The sequence below is a fragment of the Flavobacterium riviphilum genome, assembly GCF_055231795.1.
Genome location: NZ_JBUYSY010000004.1, coordinates 107272 through 125667, shown reverse-complemented (window position 1 = coordinate 125667; position 18396 = coordinate 107272). Strand labels below are relative to the sequence as shown.

The following is an 18396-nucleotide window of genomic DNA, read 5'->3' as shown; positions in this document are numbered from 1 at the left end:
TTACAAGGGTTACAGTTTACCGTCTAAAGTGATTAAACCCCAAACTGCAAACTAAATACTTCCATTATTTTCTAATGACTTTTACTTGAGAATCATTAGTCAATTTAATAATTGTGGAGGGTTTACCTCCTATTTTTTCGTGCTGCAAATTTACGACATAGTCCACGCCTTTTATAATTTCTGGGCTGATTTCTTTGAAACTTTTTGGCGCTGGTTGTCCAGAAATGTTTGCGGAGGTGGAAACTAATGGTTTTTTCATTCTTTCCATGAGTTTGAAACAAAACGGTTCTTTGACTAAACGAATACCCAAAGTTTTATCGGGTCCAATTAAATTTGGCGCCACATTTCTGGGATTATCAAGAATCAAAGTAGTTGGCTTATCAGACAAATCTAGAATTTGCCATGCTACTTCAGGAATCTCTTTAAATACATTGTAGAGCATTTTTTCGCCATTCATCAAGCAAATCATAGCTTGATTTTCTTGTCTTTTTTTGAGCTGATAAATTTTGGCCACCGCCTCTGCATTAGTCGCATCACAACCTATACCCCACACCGTATCGGTTGGATACAAAATGATACCTCCGTTTTTAATGACTTCGTAGGCATTGATTATTTCTTGATTCATTATATATAGTAAACAGCTTATTTGACGATTTTTTTAACAGTAGTAAAGGTGAGTACAAAAATAATCTATTTTATTTAATTCATTGTTTTTGACTAGCCTCATCCCATAATCTTTTTGAATTACGAGCTACAACTCAACATAGAACAACCTATTTTATCTCTAGCCCAATCGGGTCTTTTGGCATACCATTTTTCATATTCGGGATGTTCTTGATAAGGGTTTTGCAAAAGTTCAAACAACTCATTTAGTATTGTATAGTCCCCTTTTTCTGCAGCATCAATACAGATTTGCGCCATGTAATTTCGAAGAACGTACTTTGGGTTGACTTGATTCATCGCTTTACTCCTTTCATCATCGGATAGCACTTCTAACTGAAGTCTATTGAGATAGTTAGTTAACCAACTGTGCCATTTTAAAGCAATTACATCATTACAATCATTACTATTATAAAAAGCGAATTCAATTTTTTTGAAGGCCGTTTCTGGAGTATCATTTCTATGTACTGAGCTCAAGTTTCTGAAGAAAATAGTCATATCAGTGGCCATCTCTTGAAGTACATCATCAAGCACTTGGATTAAGTTACGATCTTCAGCATCTTGTATTTGCAATCCCAACTTTGATCGCATCATTTGGAGATATTTCGCATCATACGCTTTGGTGTAAGCATCCAAAATAGCTTCGAGAGGTTGGGTTTCTTCGATTAATGGATAGATGGCATTGGCGAGTTGATACAAATTCCACAAGCCAATATGAGGCTGATTTTCAAAACGATATCTTCGGTGTTGCCTGTCGGTAGTATTGGGTGTCCAAGCAGGATTGTAATCGTCCATCAAGCCATAGGGACCATAGTCTATAGTAATTCCGTGAATGGACATATTATCTGTATTCATCACACCATGAACAAAACCTACTCTTTGCCAATGCAGAATCATCTCCAAAGTAGAGGTAGAAACTTCATTAAAAAATTGGATGTACTTTTCTTTTCCCGTCTCTTTTATGGATGGAAAATGATGCCGAATCGTATAATCCGCAAGTAGTTTTAAATTTACATGATCTTGTCTGGCAGCAAAAATTTCAAAATTCCCAAAACGAATAAAACTTGGCGCCACTCTACAAACGATAGCCCCTTTTTCGTAAGCTGGGTTCCCATCATACATAACATCTCTGAGCACTTCATCGCCCGTTAAAACCAATGAAAGGGATCGCGTGGTGGGCACTCCTAAATAATGCATGGCTTCGGCACACAAATATTCTCTAATAGAAGAACGCAATACGGCAAAACCATCAGCATTTCTGGAATACGGTGTTGGACCCGCGCCCTTTAACTGTAACATCCAGTTTTGATGATTGTGTTGGATTTCCATCAGGTTAATCGCCCGACCATCACCTAATTGTCCTGCCCAATTTCCAAATTGATGACCGGCATAACACATCGCAAAAGGCTGTGTATTGGGATATATTTTTGTTCCTGAGACCACACTTAGAAATACTTCCGATTTTCCATCGGCTGCTGTCAAGCCTATAGCCTCTAGCATGGCATTGGAGCAATGTACAAGAGAGGGATTGGAAGGTTTTGTTGGGGTCATATAGGAAAAACAAGCGTTATAGACTTGCCGAGTTTCTGAGCCTATTTGCTTATCCGAGGGTAATTCTTTGGTAAAAAATGGGGTTAGATTCAAATTCATTGTATCAATGGTAAATATTCCGCTTCCGTCAAGCAGAGATGGAACAAAATTTTGGATAAAATTAATTCAAACATTCGGCCTTAGCATTAATTTAATGTTTTATTAACTATTGATACCGTTCATACTTGCTCGGATTACAGAACTTTTCATGCCTAATAACTTATAAAATACTGATTTTCAAAACAAAAACTAGACAATTTCTATTTTTTTTAATATCTTTAAAGTAAGAATACTTTCACTTAGATTGTCCTAATTAAGTAGACTATCATTTCATAATAACATAAGCAGTGTTTCTCTAAAACCTATAATTTATGAATCCATTTTTTATTTTACTCCAAAAGCTACGACCCATTTTGAACGTATCGAAAACCCAAGTCACTTTCCTTTTCGTCATAGGAATTTTATGGGTAGGGTACGGACAAGAAGAAACGCCTTCTAGTTTAGACACTTTGCTGCAAGTGCATCAAAAAACAGAACAAGAATTACAACAACTCAACACCGAAAGTTTCAAAGAAAACAAGGCCAATTATGAGTTTAATGTTTTATTGAACCAACAAAATCAATGCTTCAATCTATTGAACGAACAAATCCAAAAAGCCAATGCTGTACTAAAAGAAGGGATTGACTATAAAGGTTTTACCACAGAGTTGAATTTGTTAGTAAAATGGAAAAACAATACTACCAAAGATATTGTCAAGGAGCATCAAAAAATGCCAACAGTGAGAGACCTCACTACCAGTTCAATTTTGATCAGTGAAATTTTAAAAAGAACAGAATCGCAACTCGAAAAAATATCAAAGAACAATACTTCCTTGAGTAAGATACAACGTCGTATGGATTCGTTGGCAACGGATAAAATCCTGTATCAAGTTCCCACTAAAGAGCCTGCTAAAAAAAATTACATCCAACGCATGACCATGATGACAAAGGACTTGGATGTAGTCAATAGCAGTTTAAAAAATGCCATTGATAGTATTCAGAAATTAGAAGTCAAAGGCAAGTTATTCAAATACCGTCTAGAATCAGACTTGGCCTTAATCAACAATGCAAGACGGGAGCTCAATGATAAAATCAGCAATGGCAGCCCTGATGTAGTAACACATAAAATGAGAATCGCTTCATCCAAAGAAAACTTCATTGTTTCGTTAATCAAAGGTTACTTGGTGTTTGTGTTTTATTTTGCCAATCAAACCGGCATACTTACCATGCTTTTAGTCTTTACCCTTTTATTGACTATCTATCTGAGAATGATTCGAAAAAAATACCGACAAACCCATTTATACGACAACTTAAAACTCCCGGGTCATGTATTGAATTATCCCTTATCTGCAGCCATCTTGATTATGTTGACTATTTTTCAATTTTTCTTGCCTTCGCCTCCCTTCGTATTTACAGCATTTTTATGGACCTTAACTGGATTTGCTTTAACGTATATTATGTATAAATCGGCCAATCGGTATTGGTTTAGAATTTGGCTTGTCATACTCTTTTTAAACTTGGTTGCTTTTTTAGACAATTTACTTTTATTATATACCAAAGGAGAAGCCCAGTTTGTGCTTTTCATGAGTGCAGTGGGCCTTTTATTAGGTGGTTATGTTTTGATAAATCAAAAGAAAAAAGGCAAAGAATTCAAAGAAAAAGGCTTTGCCGTTGCCTTCTTCGTTTTTATTATTTTTCAAGCCTTAGCTTTGTATTTCTCCTTAAAAGATTGTTATAATTTATCAAAACTATTAATGACCAATGGCTATTTTACGCTATTAATCACCTACCAACTCATTTGGGCCTTTGGGCTTAGTATAGACACTTTTAACTTTTCAAAACTGTTGACGTTGAGTGAAGAAGAAGAATATGAAGCCAAACACAAAGAAGTAGGGAAATTTTCCATGCCTTTGATCTTTTATTTCCTAATCATCTTAGGATGGTACATGCTGGTAAGTCGTAACACTTATAATTTTCAAAATTTCTTCGGTCCCATTTCTGAAGCCTATTTTGAAGAAAAGCAATTTGGTGAATTCAAATTTTCGTTACACTCCATCTTTTTATTTTTCTTTATCATTTTTCTTTCGGGTTTGAGCGCAAGAGTGGTAACCTTATTAGCCTCTGACACACAACCCAAAAAAGACGGATCACCCAATTCTGGATTAGGAAGTTGGATGCTATTGATTCGTATTTCTCTAATTACAATAGGTGTACTTATAGCCTTTGTTTCGGCGGGTATCCCGATGGACAAAATTGCCTTAATGATTAGTGCCTTGAGTGTGGGGATTGGATTTGGTTTGCAAAATGTAACCAACAACTTGATCAGTGGATTAATTATTGCTTTTGAAAAACCCATTAATTTGAACGATATAGTGGAAATTGGTGGTCAAACTGGAAAAATGAAATCGATTGGCATACGAAGTAGTGTGATCACAACTTGGGACGGTGCCGATGTAATCATTCCCAATGGTGATTTGCTCAGTTCACATCTGATCAACTGGACTATGGGTAGTTTTAGAAGACGATTTGAATTGGACTTAGGGGTTGCTTATGGTTCGGATTTAAAGAAAGTAACTGAAATCATTCGCCAAGTTTTAGACCAAAATACTATGGTACTTAAAACACCCGAACCGATGGTATGGCTGACCAAATTTAATGATAGTTCCATTGATTTTGCTATTAAATTTTGGGTTCCTCATTTTAATTACGGGAATGATGTCAAAACCGATTTAATCATTGAAATTGATGCTGCTTTCCGAACCAATGGCATAGAGATCCCCTTTCCGCAAAGAGACCTACATATTCGTAGCACAGTTGACACCTCCAACAACACACCTCTAGATAAGGCTTAAAAAAAAGGCTTTTGAATATGCATTCAAAAGCCTTTTTTACTGTATATAACAATCACCTTTTAGGGTTGCCTTTTATAAATTGCATACAACACATCTAAAGTTTTTTGATCAATTATAGGAGTTAAATCCGTTTTGATGTAATGCAATTTGAAAGCACTGATGGCTGCATTAAGATTTTTAGTATCATAACCAATAATCTTTAAGGCCATTTCCGCATTAAAATCTGTTGGTGCTTTTTCTAAAGGAGCTTCTGGCCAAAAACCAAATCCTTTTTCTGCCAATAATTGCCAGGGAAAAAGGGCACTTGGATCTACTTTACGTGAAGGCGCTATATCCGAATGCCCGATAAAGTTTTGCGTCGGGATATTATAATCCTTTTTCAATTTGGCTAACAAGGCCAACAAACTATTGATTTGTGCTTCAGAAAAAGGTTCTTTCCCATTATTATCTAATTCAATTCCTATAGACGCAGAATTAATATCGCTGTTTCTACCCCACACTGCATTTCCAGCATGCCATGCTCTAAGGTAATCGTTAAGCATGTGTACTACAGTGCCATCGTCAGCAATTACATAATGCGCACTAACCTGTGTGCGCTCTAAGGTAAATGTTTTAATGGTTTGTGGTAATGAATCTTGTGCGGTATGGTGAATCACTACAAAATTAGGTTTGCGCAAATTGAAATTTACTGTACCCACCCATTCAGTTTTGATGTTTTCAAGAGTTGTAGGACTAATCTTTGAGATGGAATCCGTTAACTTATTGATTTGTTTGGTGTAGAGCGTATCACGCGTTGTAGCGGTTTCTAGTTTCTTAAGCGCAACTCGTTCTTTTTCGGCTAATTTTTGCTGAAGCATTTGGAGTTGTTCTTCATACTTTTTATTGCTTTCTTTGTAAGGATTGGTTCCGCAAGCACTTACTAGCGCTGCTACTACACCACAGATAACAATTTTTTTGATCATACTTTAGAATGGTTAGATTAAAAGTGTACAGCTCTTATTTTTTCTTTTTTTTCTTATAATTTCCTGAGGTAATTTTTTTATAAATTTCCTTTTGATCCGGATTCAACAGTTCTAATATTTTTCGATCTGTATTTTCAGAAATCACTTTAATATCTTCGGCTTTGCTTTCGTTTGAACTTTCTTTTTTCAAGATCACCCCTTGTGCATTGAGGCTTTCAATGATAATATTCTTAATTGCAATTTCTTGAAGTGCATCCATCTCCAATTCTGCTTTAAGATTTTCCATTACTTTGGTAGCGGTTTCTTCATTAGAAGGGGGTTTTGGAGCTGACTGTGTAGAAGGAGTATTCATCTGATTCATCTGACTCATTCTACCATATCCATTATTATATCCGTAACCGTTATTTCCATAACCGTTATAATATTGTGCCCAATTGGATTGGCTAAAGAATAATGCGACTCCTAAAAAGAAAAAAAACTGAACTTTTTGCATGTTTTTGAAATTTAAGTTTTCAAATATACTAATTTATAGGTTCCCCGTATAAATCAAATTCAGTAGCATCAGTAATCTTTACCTGAACAAATTCACCCGTTTTTAAATAGTACTTTGAGGCATCAATTAACACTTCATTATCCACGTCAGGGCTATCGAACTCGGTTCTACCAATAAAATGAACCCCTTCTTTACGATCGATAACACATTTGAAAGTTTTTCCAATTTTCTCTTGGTTCAAATCCCAAGAAATTTGCGACTGCAAGTCCATTATTTCATTTACTCTAAACTGTTTTACCTCCTCAGGCACATCATCTTCTAGTAAAAAAGCATGTGTGTTTTCTTCATGAGAATATGCGAAACATCCCATACGATCAAACTTCATCTCTTGAACAAAATCTTTGAGTTTTTCAAAATCCTCTTCCGTTTCTCCTGGATAACCAACAATCAAAGTAGTACGAATAGCAATTCCCGGTACCATTGCTCTAAAATCTTTAAGCAACTGTGTGGTTTTTTCTTGGGTGGTGCCACGTCGCATCGATTTTAAAATCGAATCCGAAATGTGTTGCAACGGAATATCAATATAATTACAAATCTTTGGCTCACGCTTCATTATTTCGAGTACGTCCATCGGAAAACCAGTAGGGAAAGCATAGTGTAATCGGATCCACTCTATTCCATCCACTTTTACCAATGCCTCTAATAAATCGCCTAAGGCTCTTTTTTTGTACAAATCAAGCCCATAATAAGTTAGATCTTGTGCTATTAAGATCAATTCTTTTACTCCATCTTTGGCTAATCCTTCGGCTTCTTTTACTAATTTTTCGATAGTTTGAGAAACATTTTTTCCACGCATTAATGGAATAGCACAAAAGCTACAAGGGCGATCACAACCTTCAGAAATTTTCAGGTAGGCATAATTTTTTGGCGTTGTAGTCAAACGCTCACCTAACAATTCATGTTTATAATCGGCACCCAATGCTTTCAAAAGTGCAGGCAATTCGGTAGTCCCGAAATATTGATCTACATTAGGAATTTCCTTTTCTAAATCTGGTCTATAGCGTTCAGAAAGACATCCGGTTACAAACACCTTATCAACAAGCCCTTTTTCCTTTTTATCGGCATACTCCAAAATCATGTTTACCGATTCGGCTTTGGCATTATCAATAAAACCACAGGTGTTGATCACTATTATATTTCCTTCCTCTTTTCCTTTGGCTTCGTGGGTAACTTCTTTGCCACTGGCCTTCAGTTGCCCCATCAAAACTTCGCTATCATAAACATTTTTTGAACACCCTAAAGTGACTACGTTGATTTTATTTTTTTTGGTTGACTTCGTTCTCATATCATTTTCCTCCTTTTTTTAGGAACGGGCAAAATTACATTTTTTTTTCAACTCCCCTTTGAGAACGACACTAATTCAGTAAAGTTTTCATTTATTTTAAGAAAATTTTCGGAAAACCCAACCGTTTCAACTATTTCATTATCAACACCAAACATCATTTACCACAATATCTTTCACTTTTCTTTAAAAAACAAAAAATAGTCTTTTTTAATCACATTGCCCTTATTGGTCAACTATAAAAATGCACTTCAATAAAAAACGTTTCAAAATAGTTTGAACGGAAACATTGCAAAAAACAGCTAAAGATTAAAAAATGAAAAGCTTGCATTACCTATATATAAGCAACCTTTCTCTTTGTAAACCAACTCAATTCATCCGCACTTAATTCACAATATCGCTAATGCTCTTAAAGATTGTTTAATTGGTTGTCGCTTTTGTTGTCGCTGATGGTCCAAAAGAAACCTACAAAAAAGAAACTATCGGCCGTTGGTATGATGGCTCTGCGGTTGTAAACGCCCGCTGCATCTGGCTTATTGGCGTACTCGTAACCAAAGACATTTTGAGTTTGCAAAATATTGGACACGGAGAAATACAGGATTTTTTGTTGCGACACCAAGTACGCCCAATTGAAACTCAAATTATTGAAAGCTTTGGTTTTTCCGTTCATAAATTGGGTCTCGTTTGGATTGTTGTACGGACGACCTGTGGCAAAAGAATGCGTGAACCCGATTTGTGATTTCCAGTCGGTGATGAAATATTTGGTCACCAAAGACGCTGTTTGGTCCGCCACGAAACTTGGGGTAACTTGTTTAGGGAAGTTGCGATAATCGCGCTCCGTATCGATGTAAGAATAGGAAATCCAATATTCTAAATTCTTAATCGAGCTGCCGTCTCTCCAGAACAAATCAAGTCCTTTGGCGTAACCAGAACCGTTGTTATTGTATACCGAATTGTACATTGGCGTTGTGGTATTGAATTTTACCAAATTGCTGTAGTCTTTGTAATAGGCTTCGGCTCTAAAGGTTTGACGGTCGTTGTTGTATTGAAAGTTTAAGATGTAATGCGAAGCTTTTTCGCTTTCGAATTGGTGCATTTTGGAATATTTGATAAAATCAACACTTGGCGCCTGAGTGAAATCGCCATAAGCGAAAGAAAACTGACTGGTTTTATTCAGTTTGTAAGCCAAGGAAACACGAGGAGCAACGGCGGTTTCGTCCAACAAATCGTTGTATGAAGCACGAACCCCTACTTTGGCAGCAAAGTTTTTGGTGAATAAAATATCGCCTTCGGCAAAAGCTGCTGCAATGGAAGAATTGTATCCGCTAGTCCCTCCTATGCCTGAATTTGGCGTAAAATCTTCGTTGAAACGAGTAATGAAATAATCCGTTCCGAAAGCTAATTTAACGTGTTGCGAAATGCTTTTACGGAGTTTGAATTTAAGATGTGCCGCGTTTTCATCATTGTTTAGCTTGTCCAAATCCAATCCTAATTTGTTTTTGGAATAGCCGTAACTCAATCCCGTTGTCACTTGCCAATTGTTGCCAAAACCACCTTTGTAGGAAGTATTTAAGTAAAAGTTATTATTGTTCAAATCGACTCTGACTTTGTTAGGCGAATTGACGCTTTCTTGATTCAAATCGAATTTGGAAGAATCAAAAGCAGCATATAGTTTTAGGATTCCGTTATTGAAGTTGTAGCGATACACGGTTTCGCCAGAAAGCGATTGAAAAGGATTGTTCCATTCGATATTTTGAGGCACCACTTTTTGATACGGTGCCAAGTTGATATAAGCGGCATTGACACTTAACGAGCTTTTTTTCCATTTTTGTGTATTTCCAACGCCCAAACCTACGGTCATTAAGGCGATTTCGGTTTTGTTTTGGTCGGGTTCGTCTTGGGTATTCAATAACAACACACTCGATAAAGCTTCGCCATACTCTGCAGAATAGCCCCCAGTAGAAAAAGAAATCCCACTAAACAAAAACGGAGAAAAGCGTCCGCGAGTAGGCAAATTATTCGTGCTAGCTCCATAAGGCTGTGCCACTCGAATACCGTCGACAAAAGTTTGTGTTTCATTGGCCTCGCCCCCACGAACGAACAAACGACCGTCTTCACCCACGTTTTGAGTACCCGGCAAAGTTTGTAGCGCCGCAATAATATTTCCCGCAGAACCCGCTGTGGTGACAATATCCAAAGGTTTCAACACCGAAACACGAGCTTTGTCTCCCGACTCTAAAGTTCCAGCCGTAATCACCACCGCGTCTAAGGTGTTGACATTCTCTTTGAGGGTTATGGTTTTGTCTTTATAATTGGTTACATCTATAACGAGAGTTGCCGTTTCGTGGATCAAAGAGCTTATGATTAGCGTCACATTTCCTTTGGCTATGGTTTCGAATGAGAACAATCCTTTCTCGTCGCTTGTCGCACCATCATAAGTACCTTCGATATAAATATTGGCGCTAACTACGGGCTTACCTTTTGAATCGATAACTTTTCCTGAAAGGGTGTTTTGAGCAATACTTACATATTGCACTAAAAACAACAGCAAGGTAAAGCTTATTTTTTGAAGAATAGAGAGGTGTATTGGTCGCATTTGAATAGTTTTTATTGCACAAATATCCAATTGGGAAAGCACAATACTAAAAAGAAGTGACTGAATTGTTAATATTAGTGGGTGAATTGTAAATGAGGTGTTTTTTGAACTTTTACGGAAACGATTTCGAAAAAAAAGCGCTGAAAAAAAATATTAATTTATTGAATTTCAGTCATTTATAACCCAAAAAAAACACCACATAAATAGCACTTCCTATTCTTTATGCTTATTTTTATATATCTTAAAAATAGACTTAAAAATGAAATATAAAATCTTTTTAGCCGCGCTTGTATTACAATTGACTACAAGTTGTAATGATGCTTTACTCCCCAAACCAAGTTATTCACATTTGAACCGTTTGGCCATTGGTAATCAACGTTTTTTGAACAATCAAACCCAACATCCAAGACAAGATAAAAAAACGATTCTAGCAACTGAAAACGCACAACACCCCTACGCAGTGGTGATTACTTGTGCCGATAGTAGGGTGAGCCCCGAGATTATTTTTGATCAAGGCTTAGGTGATTTGTTTGTGATCAGAAACGCAGGAAATTTAATGTCAGATTTTGCTATGGGTAGTGTAGAATATGCTGTGGAGCATTTGAACACCCAACTTATTGTTGTTTTGGGGCATACAGAATGTGGAGCCATCAAAGCATACATAGAAAATTTAGAATCTAACCGATTAACTAGTAATCACGATCATATAGAAACAATAATTACCACGATTAAAAATGAAGAAGAGGAAAAACAAATTAGCCATCCTACTAAAGAAAACCTTACGGAATGTATTGTGGCCAATATAAAACATTCTACCCATCAAATAATGAATAATCCTTTTTTGAATCACAAAAAAATTGAAGTCGTACCGATGCTTTATGATGTACATACAGGAAAAGTGAGCAGCATCAATTAACTCAAAGAACCAAGAAAACAATGGTTTTCCATATCCTAGTTTAAGATTACCTTAGAACTGTAAGTAACGATACGAGTAATTGGCGCAGGGATTGTATTACTTTGTAAAATATTTAAAAATTAAAAAAAATGTTGCTTTTTATGTACAAATAGCAAGCATTTTATTTTATATGTTTTTCCCTTTTTAATACATTTGTAAGATAATCAAAACGCTACTTTATAATGAAAACAAAACATTTTTTACCCCTTTTGTTCTTTTTTATTTTAACTAATCTTACTTCAGCTCAAAGCACTTTTGAGAAATGGCCAGCAATAAAAGCCTTTCATGGGGTAATGTCACAAACTTTTCACCCTGCAGAAGAAGGTAATTTACAACCCATTAAAACCCGTTCGGTAGAAATGCTTACTAAAGCCAATGCCTTATCTAAAGAAGCGATACCTACAGAATTCAAAACTCCTGCAATTTTAGCATCTATCAAAAAACTACAGGCAGGATCTAAAAAACTGGACGCTCTTATTAAAGCAAAAGGAACTGACAAACAAATTACAGCTTCGTTGACAGCACTACACGATGTGTTTCATGAAATTGTAGGATTGTGTTCTGAGGAGAAACACTAATTCCACAAAATCTATCTAAAAAAAGCTGTCTACTATTGACAGCTTTTTTTTTTTACTGTAGCAAAAGCAATAAAATCTTTTCAACAAAATCAGATTGCAAAACAGTTTTCCAAAATTTAATTTTACCTTTGACGATTCAAAAAAAACAAAAATTATGGTTTATAAATTTAGGGTTATTCTAGATGCCGAAGAAGACATTTTTAGAGACATAGCAATACGTTCTGACGATACTTTAGAAGATTTACACAACGCTATTTTTAATGCATTTGGCTTTGATGGTATGGAAGTGGCTTCCTTTTATACCTGTGACGAAACTTGGAATCAAGAAGACGAAATTCCTTTGTTTGATACCGGAGATGTTCCTGGCGAGCAACGCACGATGAGCGATTATACTTTGTCTGACATCCTAGATGAAAGCCACACCAAAATTATCTATGTTTATGATTTCATCAATATGTGGACGTTCTTAGTAGAATTGGCAGCTATTGAAGAAGCAGTGGCTGGCGCTACGTATCCAGAAACCTTGTTTTCTCATGGAATTATGCCTGCCGAAGCTAGTGAAAAAAACTTTGAATCCGACAATCCAGAAGATTACTTCAATGAATTTGAAGATGATTTAGACGAAGAAGACTTTGACATGTTTAGTGGTGATGATAGTTTTGAGGATTACGGATTTGAAGAGAATTGGAACTAGTAGCCCCCTAGCCCCCAAAAGGGGAACTACAAAAAGATTTCAAAAAAGTATTTAATCAAATAAACTGTCCAGTGCTTGACTCCTCGCTTTTGGGGAGGACGGGAGGGGCTTACCATAATGATCAATCTATACAACACTCATATTGAAACGCTTTCCATTCATCGTGTGGGAAACAAAAGCCGCAATGAGGCCATCTTTTTATCGGAACAACCGTATAATCTTACGGATGAAATTGTTCCTTTGATTAAGGAATTTTTCTTGAAACCTTTCAGAGAAAAAGAAGAAAATTATTACCAGTTTGCCCATGAGGTGGATTTGGATTATAATGACATGTTCAAATTTGCGACTCAAATTTTTGAAAAACCAGAACAATTACACGAAGTATCCAAACAAATCACGCAACACCTTTACGAACAATCCAATCACCCACATATTAAGAATGGTGAGGTGTATGTTGCCTACTTATCCCATGTTGCCATAGACAATCAGGTGGTCGATGCTATTGGGGTTTTTAAAAGTGAAATTCAATCGGACTTCTTACAATTTGAAGAGAAAGAAACTCATTTAGAAATGATTTTACAACACGGTGTAAGTTTGAACAAACTCGACAAAGGATGTTTGATCTTTAACCATAAAAAAGAAGAAGGCTACAAAATATTGACCGTAGACAGCAACCGCTATGATGCGCGTTATTGGCTAGAGCATTTCCTTTCGGTTGATGCGTTTGAGGACGAAAACTTCATTACCAAAAAGTATTTGAAATTTTGTCAAAACTTTGCCAAAGATGTAGTTTTCCCTGCCGAAGATAAAAAAGAAGAGGTGATGTTTATGAATCGTTCGGTAAATTATTTTGCCAAAAACGATCAATTTGAAGAATCTAATTTCTTGAACGAAGTCATAGATAATCCGGATTTAATTCCTGAGTTCAAAAATTATAAAATGGACAAAGGAGAAAAATATTCTATAGAGGATGTTACCTCCTTCCCAATTGCCAATGCCGCTGTTTCGGACGCTAGAAAATCAATCAAGAACGTGATCAATCTAGATACACACATTCAAATCAAAATGGATTTTATCAATCCCGAAAGCGCCGAAAAATTTGTAGAAAAAGGCTGGGACGAAGAAAAACAAATGTATTACTACCTAGTGTATTTCAATAAAGAAGAGAAAAACTAAGCACTTCTTTCAAACTATTACTTACCAAAGCAAACCTTGAATTACATTTCGAGGTTTGCTTTTTTTTGATTGAAACGTAGCTGTATTTTTTGTTTGTCTCCAAACCTATTTTCAAATCTTTAGAAAAGAATTTACCAATACTCCCATTCACTTACAAGAAAGAAATAGAAACTTTATCCTGTTTCTCACATCAGAAAAGAGTACAAAGGGAAAATTTTTAAAAAAAATGGGGTTGATCAAGAAATTCATGTAGAAATTGAGCCGCAATACTTGTTAGCGTATTGTTAAATATTTTAATTAACAACAAATTCAGTGCTTCCATGCTACAACAGAAAGCAGTTGCTTTTCAAATTACCCTGCAATTTTTCAACTCTTATTCTTTTCTTTTGATTTTTTTTATTACTCAACCCCACTAAAAAACATTTTAGGAATTCAAAATAACCATTTCGACTGCATCTTTCTCATTTGCACTGATTAACGTCATTTTAACCTTCGTGAATTTGTTATATTTTAACAACAAAACTATCTTTGTGTTACAAAAACAACAATATTTGGATTAAAAATTATCAATATTACGATTTTAATAGATAAGCTTAAAATTTCATTTTTATTAAACAAAGGATTTTCAAAGGATAAAACTTTAATAAAATTCTGTCAACCCTTTTAGATTAATCAACTTAAATAAAAAAATTATGAAAACTTTAATTACCTTTTTATTTTTTTCACTTTCTATGAGTCTTTGGTCTCAAACCCACCTCATTGTAAAACATAATGGTGAAAAACTCCATGTGAATTACATCAAAACCGATAACAATTTAATCTATTTCAATTCAGGAAAAGATCAAATGGAGCAAACAATAAGCACTTTTGCGGTAGCGGAATTGATCAACACTACAACCAATGTAGCAACCAAAATTTCGGACAAAATTATTGTAAATGGCGTACAAGACTACAACAAGGTAAAAGTTATACCAGCAAACCAGCAACACGGTTTGATACCAAGTCCTCAAAAATTCACTTATCAAAACCGTGTAAAAGGACAAACACCATTGGCCGTTCAACAACAAAACCTAACCCTATTGAAAAGAAAAGCTGCCAAAGAAGGAATTCCTTTTATATCCTTAGTTTCTGAAAACAGAAATGAATCCAGCGCTACACTTTTGACGTATTAATTTTTCACTTACAATTTAAAGCTCCCTCCATGGGAGCTTTTTTTTTGATAGCAATCTTTAGTAAAACAAAATGAAGAAGTGTAGAGTGCTAAAAAACAAATTCAGCAACATATAGCAGTTGAAATGATGGTTTTTGCATTATATTTTCACAAATTCTATTCGATTTTAATTTTTTTTTTAGATATTTGATATACTATCCCACCACTCTTAGACTATGAATATCAAGCCTATAGCAATTGCCTTTGTGTATCTAATGGCACTGATACATTTTCCTAACCTTGCGATTGGTCAAGTGCAAGAAGAGGACAACTCCATTGGAAATTTCACTCCATTACAAAAACATTTAGCTTTCATTGGACTTACCGGAGGAGTCAGTACAAGAAGTAGTGAAAACGAAGATATTTTAATCACCAAAATCATAGACAAGCAAAAAGATGGATTTTATGTTCAAACCAATGGAGGGTATTTCTTAAGTAAATCTTTTGCTGTTGGGGCAAACATGAAATACGATTGGGGCAAGTTAAATCAGATTTTAGAAGACTCCGAGGGTGTACTCACCACAATACAAGAAGCGAAAAGCAGTTTAGGTGGTGGTTTTTTTATTAAAAACTATATCCCGATTACCCCTAATGGTCGTTTCAATTTATTCAACGTAGTCGGTTTAGGCTTAACCCTTGAAAACAAACTTTCGGAGCAAACCACCAATGCGGTATTAAGCCGCTATTTTACCAAAACCAACACTTACAATTTAACCATAAACCCAGGAATTCAAGTTTTGATCATTAAAGGATTTGCTACCGAAGTAGGCGTGAATTTGGCGGGGCTTACGCACACTGCAAAAAAAACAACTTTAAATCAAGTGGAGAGCTCAAAAATCATCAATAGTGAATTGGATTTAAAATTGAATATCTTATCGCTAAACATCAGCTTTTTCTACTTTTTTAAGACCTAAAACCATGAAAAAAATTGTAGCTTTTCTAATAATTGGTTTGAGCCTTTCGGGATGTGTCTCAGAAGATTATTTTGGTGCATCCAATGAAAAACGTATCCTAGCTTTTGAGTTGGAAAGTCAAGTTGGCAATGCCGTTATTGATGAACAACAAAACACCATCAGTATTACAGTTGGCGCATCAGCAAATATTTTGCAATTGAAACCTACCATGGTAACCCTTTCGACCTTTGCACAGTTATCTCCTTCTAGCACTACCGCTTTAGATTTCTCCATTCCACAAACTTACACCGTTACTGCCGAGGATAAAAGCACAAGAATTTATACCGTTACCGTAAAACAAGAAGGAAGCGAACCTCAACTAGAAAACAGCGCTTTTGATGATTGGTACATGACACCCAAAAATTACTACGAACCCGGGAAAGACGCCAATTCGATTTGGGCTAGTGGCAATGCAGGTGTTACCACTTTGGGGTCAGCCAATGTAACCCCTTTCACTTTAAATGGTAGCGATTTAGCGGCAAAATTGGTAACACAAGATATGGGCAATTTGGCGGGATTGGTTAACCAACGTATGGCCGCAGGATCTTTGTTTACTGGTAAATTTACATTAGATTTATCCAATCCAAGTAATTCTGTACAATTTGGAATCCCCTTTGCGGCTAGACCCAAGAAATTTTCTATAGATTATGCCTACAGTCCCGGCACACCCTACTTAGATAAAAAAGGACAACTTCTAGATACTAAAGACGCCTGTGATCTATATGTCCTTTTAGAAAACAGAAACGGTACCAGCATAAAAAGAGTTGCAACCGCTTGGTTTCGATCAGAAGAAAAGGCTATTGATCGTTTTAAAACCATAACCATTGATTTTACCTATGGTGCCTTAGGTGCCAATTTTCCGGATTTTCAAAAACCTTCTAATGGGCTTTATGCAGCAAGTAACGAACCCGTAACACATATTACTGTTGTATTTTCTTCGAGTTTCCGTGGAGATTTGCTAGAAGGTGGCACCAACAGCACCCTATTGGTGAATAACTTCAAATTGATCTATTAATATTGATTAAAATCTACCATTTTACGTTGCCCCTTGCTCTAGAACACAAGCCAACAACCAAACAGCTTATTATATACTTTTTTAAAACTTCTAAATTTCTATTCGAAAAATAGTCGAGTATTACGTATTTTACTGTCCAAAGTAATAGTCACCTTACTTTAACCGATAGTATTTTGGGAGTGTATCACCTTTTACGCGCTATTTTTAATCATTCTTAAAAATTATATTAAAGTTGGGATTAACACCTGTTTAAAACCAAGGGTTTCTTTTAAATTAACATGTGCAATAGTATTTAAAAACGTTAAACTTGAAGGAGTTAACCATCCGCTTGTAAATTGTATTCAAATTGCTTGTAACTTTGAATCACAGTATTACTAGTTAAAGTACCCGCTCCTTTATTTTTAAAATGGCCCAATTTTAAAAATCAGTACCTATTTCTTCTTTCTTTTTAATCAACAGGTAACCTCCAAATCTTAGACACAAACGTTCTTTGAATCCATTGGTTAACGTCCATAAAAAGCCAAAACCTTTTCAATGGCCTTTTATTAAAGTATCGTAAAAAGATCATGTGCAGTAGTCTTCCAGTTTGACATTTTTTCCTATTTAAGGCCTCTAGAATTGACTATCATCAATCTGAGACGATTCCATTGATTATTGAAAATTTTTCACCGAAAGACTAAAGCCTAGTTTAGTTATTGATACACAAACAGTTTTCAACAATCTATAAAAAAAACAAAATGAAAAAGATACAAAATATAGCATTGGCTTTTCTTGGAATTGTCAGTGCCAGTTATGGGCAAACCGCTACAAAAGGCCCTTTAGATTCGGATATACCAAGTGCCACAGAACTGCCCGGGCTTGTAATTAAAAGTGCAGGAAAAGATTTCTCTTTGTATTTACCAGACAAAAATCCCGATCAGGGAGTGGTAGCCTTAGAGTCCAAATTCATTGGATACAATTTAGGTAAAGATTATGAAGGATACGATAAATATCTCGTCGTTTTAGAATCCGATAGAGGCGTTTTAACCGCTTCGTACAATCAAAATGGCAAATTGATAAATGTAGTTGAAAAATACTCTGATGTAAGACTTCCCTCTGAAATTATTTTTGCCATCTACAAGGCCTATCCAGGTTGGCAGATCCAAAAAGACAAATACGAATACAGTCAATCAGAAGGAAATGTTACAAAAAAAGAATATTCTCTTAAGTTAAAAAAAGACAAAGAAACTAAACATGTTGTAATTTCTCCAAAAGGAACTATAATTAAAGCAAACTAAATTT

General features: G+C 35.6%; 15 protein-coding genes. 9 read left to right on the top strand and 6 right to left on the bottom strand.

The genetic code is table 11. From position 1 onward, the window contains the following. Positions 1-64: 64 nt before the first annotated feature. The gene (locus ACZIX2_RS06570; protein ID WP_463339293.1) at positions 65-625 is read right to left on the bottom strand and encodes an L-threonylcarbamoyladenylate synthase; all 561 of its coding nucleotides are present in this window, start codon (positions 623-625) and stop codon (positions 65-67) included. A 119-nt stretch (positions 626-744) separates the two neighbouring features. Beyond that, a complete protein-coding gene (locus tag ACZIX2_RS06565) occupies positions 745-2310 on the bottom strand; it encodes a protein adenylyltransferase SelO (protein WP_463339292.1) in 1566 nt (521 codons plus the stop codon). Positions 2311-2621: 311 nt separating this feature from the next. Here ACZIX2_RS06565 and ACZIX2_RS06560 point away from each other — a divergent pair, with 311 nt between their 5' ends. Continuing rightward, positions 2622-5141 (top strand): mechanosensitive ion channel family protein, encoded by a 2520-nt coding sequence (locus ACZIX2_RS06560; RefSeq protein ID WP_463339291.1) that lies wholly within the window; start codon positions 2622-2624, stop codon positions 5139-5141. Between the two features lie 59 nt (positions 5142-5200). On the opposite strand, the gene ACZIX2_RS06555 is transcribed toward ACZIX2_RS06560, so the two are convergent. The 4 genes from ACZIX2_RS06555 to ACZIX2_RS06540 form a co-directional block, all read right to left on the bottom strand. After that, the gene (locus ACZIX2_RS06555) at positions 5201-6103 is read right to left on the bottom strand and encodes an N-acetylmuramoyl-L-alanine amidase (protein WP_463339290.1); all 903 of its coding nucleotides are present in this window, start codon (positions 6101-6103) and stop codon (positions 5201-5203) included. A gap of 34 nt (positions 6104-6137) precedes the next feature. After that, entirely contained in the window at positions 6138-6596 is a 459-nt protein-coding gene (locus ACZIX2_RS06550) for a hypothetical protein (protein ID WP_463339289.1), read from the bottom strand. 28 nt (positions 6597-6624) lie between these two features. Next, positions 6625-7941 (bottom strand): 30S ribosomal protein S12 methylthiotransferase RimO, encoded by a 1317-nt coding sequence (gene rimO / locus ACZIX2_RS06545; protein WP_463339288.1) that lies wholly within the window; start codon positions 7939-7941, stop codon positions 6625-6627. Positions 7942-8347: 406 nt separating this feature from the next. After that, the gene (locus ACZIX2_RS06540; protein ID WP_463339287.1) at positions 8348-10534 is read right to left on the bottom strand and encodes a TonB-dependent receptor; all 2187 of its coding nucleotides are present in this window, start codon (positions 10532-10534) and stop codon (positions 8348-8350) included. 259 nt (positions 10535-10793) lie between these two features. Between ACZIX2_RS06540 and ACZIX2_RS06535 the strand changes: the two genes are divergently transcribed. The 8 genes from ACZIX2_RS06535 (at position 10794) to ACZIX2_RS06500 (ending at position 18392) form a co-directional block, all read left to right on the top strand. After that, complete coding sequence (locus tag ACZIX2_RS06535) at positions 10794-11450, top strand: carbonic anhydrase (RefSeq protein WP_463339286.1); 657 nt, start codon at positions 10794-10796, stop codon at positions 11448-11450. A 221-nt stretch (positions 11451-11671) separates the two neighbouring features. Then, a complete protein-coding gene (locus tag ACZIX2_RS06530) occupies positions 11672-12067 on the top strand; it encodes a hypothetical protein (RefSeq protein ID WP_463339285.1) in 396 nt (131 codons plus the stop codon). Between the two features lie 154 nt (positions 12068-12221). Then, positions 12222-12761: an IS1096 element passenger TnpR family protein gene (locus ACZIX2_RS06525; protein WP_463339284.1), complete on the top strand. Its 540-nt coding sequence runs from the start codon at positions 12222-12224 to the stop codon at positions 12759-12761. Between the two features lie 117 nt (positions 12762-12878). Continuing rightward, complete coding sequence (locus ACZIX2_RS06520; RefSeq protein WP_463339356.1) at positions 12879-13937, top strand: nucleoid-associated protein; 1059 nt, start codon at positions 12879-12881, stop codon at positions 13935-13937. Between the two features lie 692 nt (positions 13938-14629). Then, positions 14630-15109 (top strand): hypothetical protein, encoded by a 480-nt coding sequence (locus tag ACZIX2_RS06515; RefSeq protein WP_463339283.1) that lies wholly within the window; start codon positions 14630-14632, stop codon positions 15107-15109. Between the two features lie 214 nt (positions 15110-15323). Further along, positions 15324-16061, top strand: coding sequence for a hypothetical protein (locus tag ACZIX2_RS06510; RefSeq protein WP_463339282.1), 738 nt, complete (start codon positions 15324-15326; stop codon positions 16059-16061). Between the two features lie 4 nt (positions 16062-16065). Continuing rightward, entirely contained in the window at positions 16066-17115 is a 1050-nt protein-coding gene (locus ACZIX2_RS06505; protein ID WP_463339281.1) for a PCMD domain-containing protein, read from the top strand. Positions 17116-17852: 737 nt separating this feature from the next. Continuing rightward, positions 17853-18392 carry a hypothetical protein gene (locus tag ACZIX2_RS06500; protein ID WP_463339280.1) on the top strand — a complete coding sequence of 180 codons (540 nt, stop codon included), beginning with the start codon at positions 17853-17855 and terminating at the stop codon, positions 18390-18392. Positions 18393-18396: the final 4 nt, after the last annotated feature.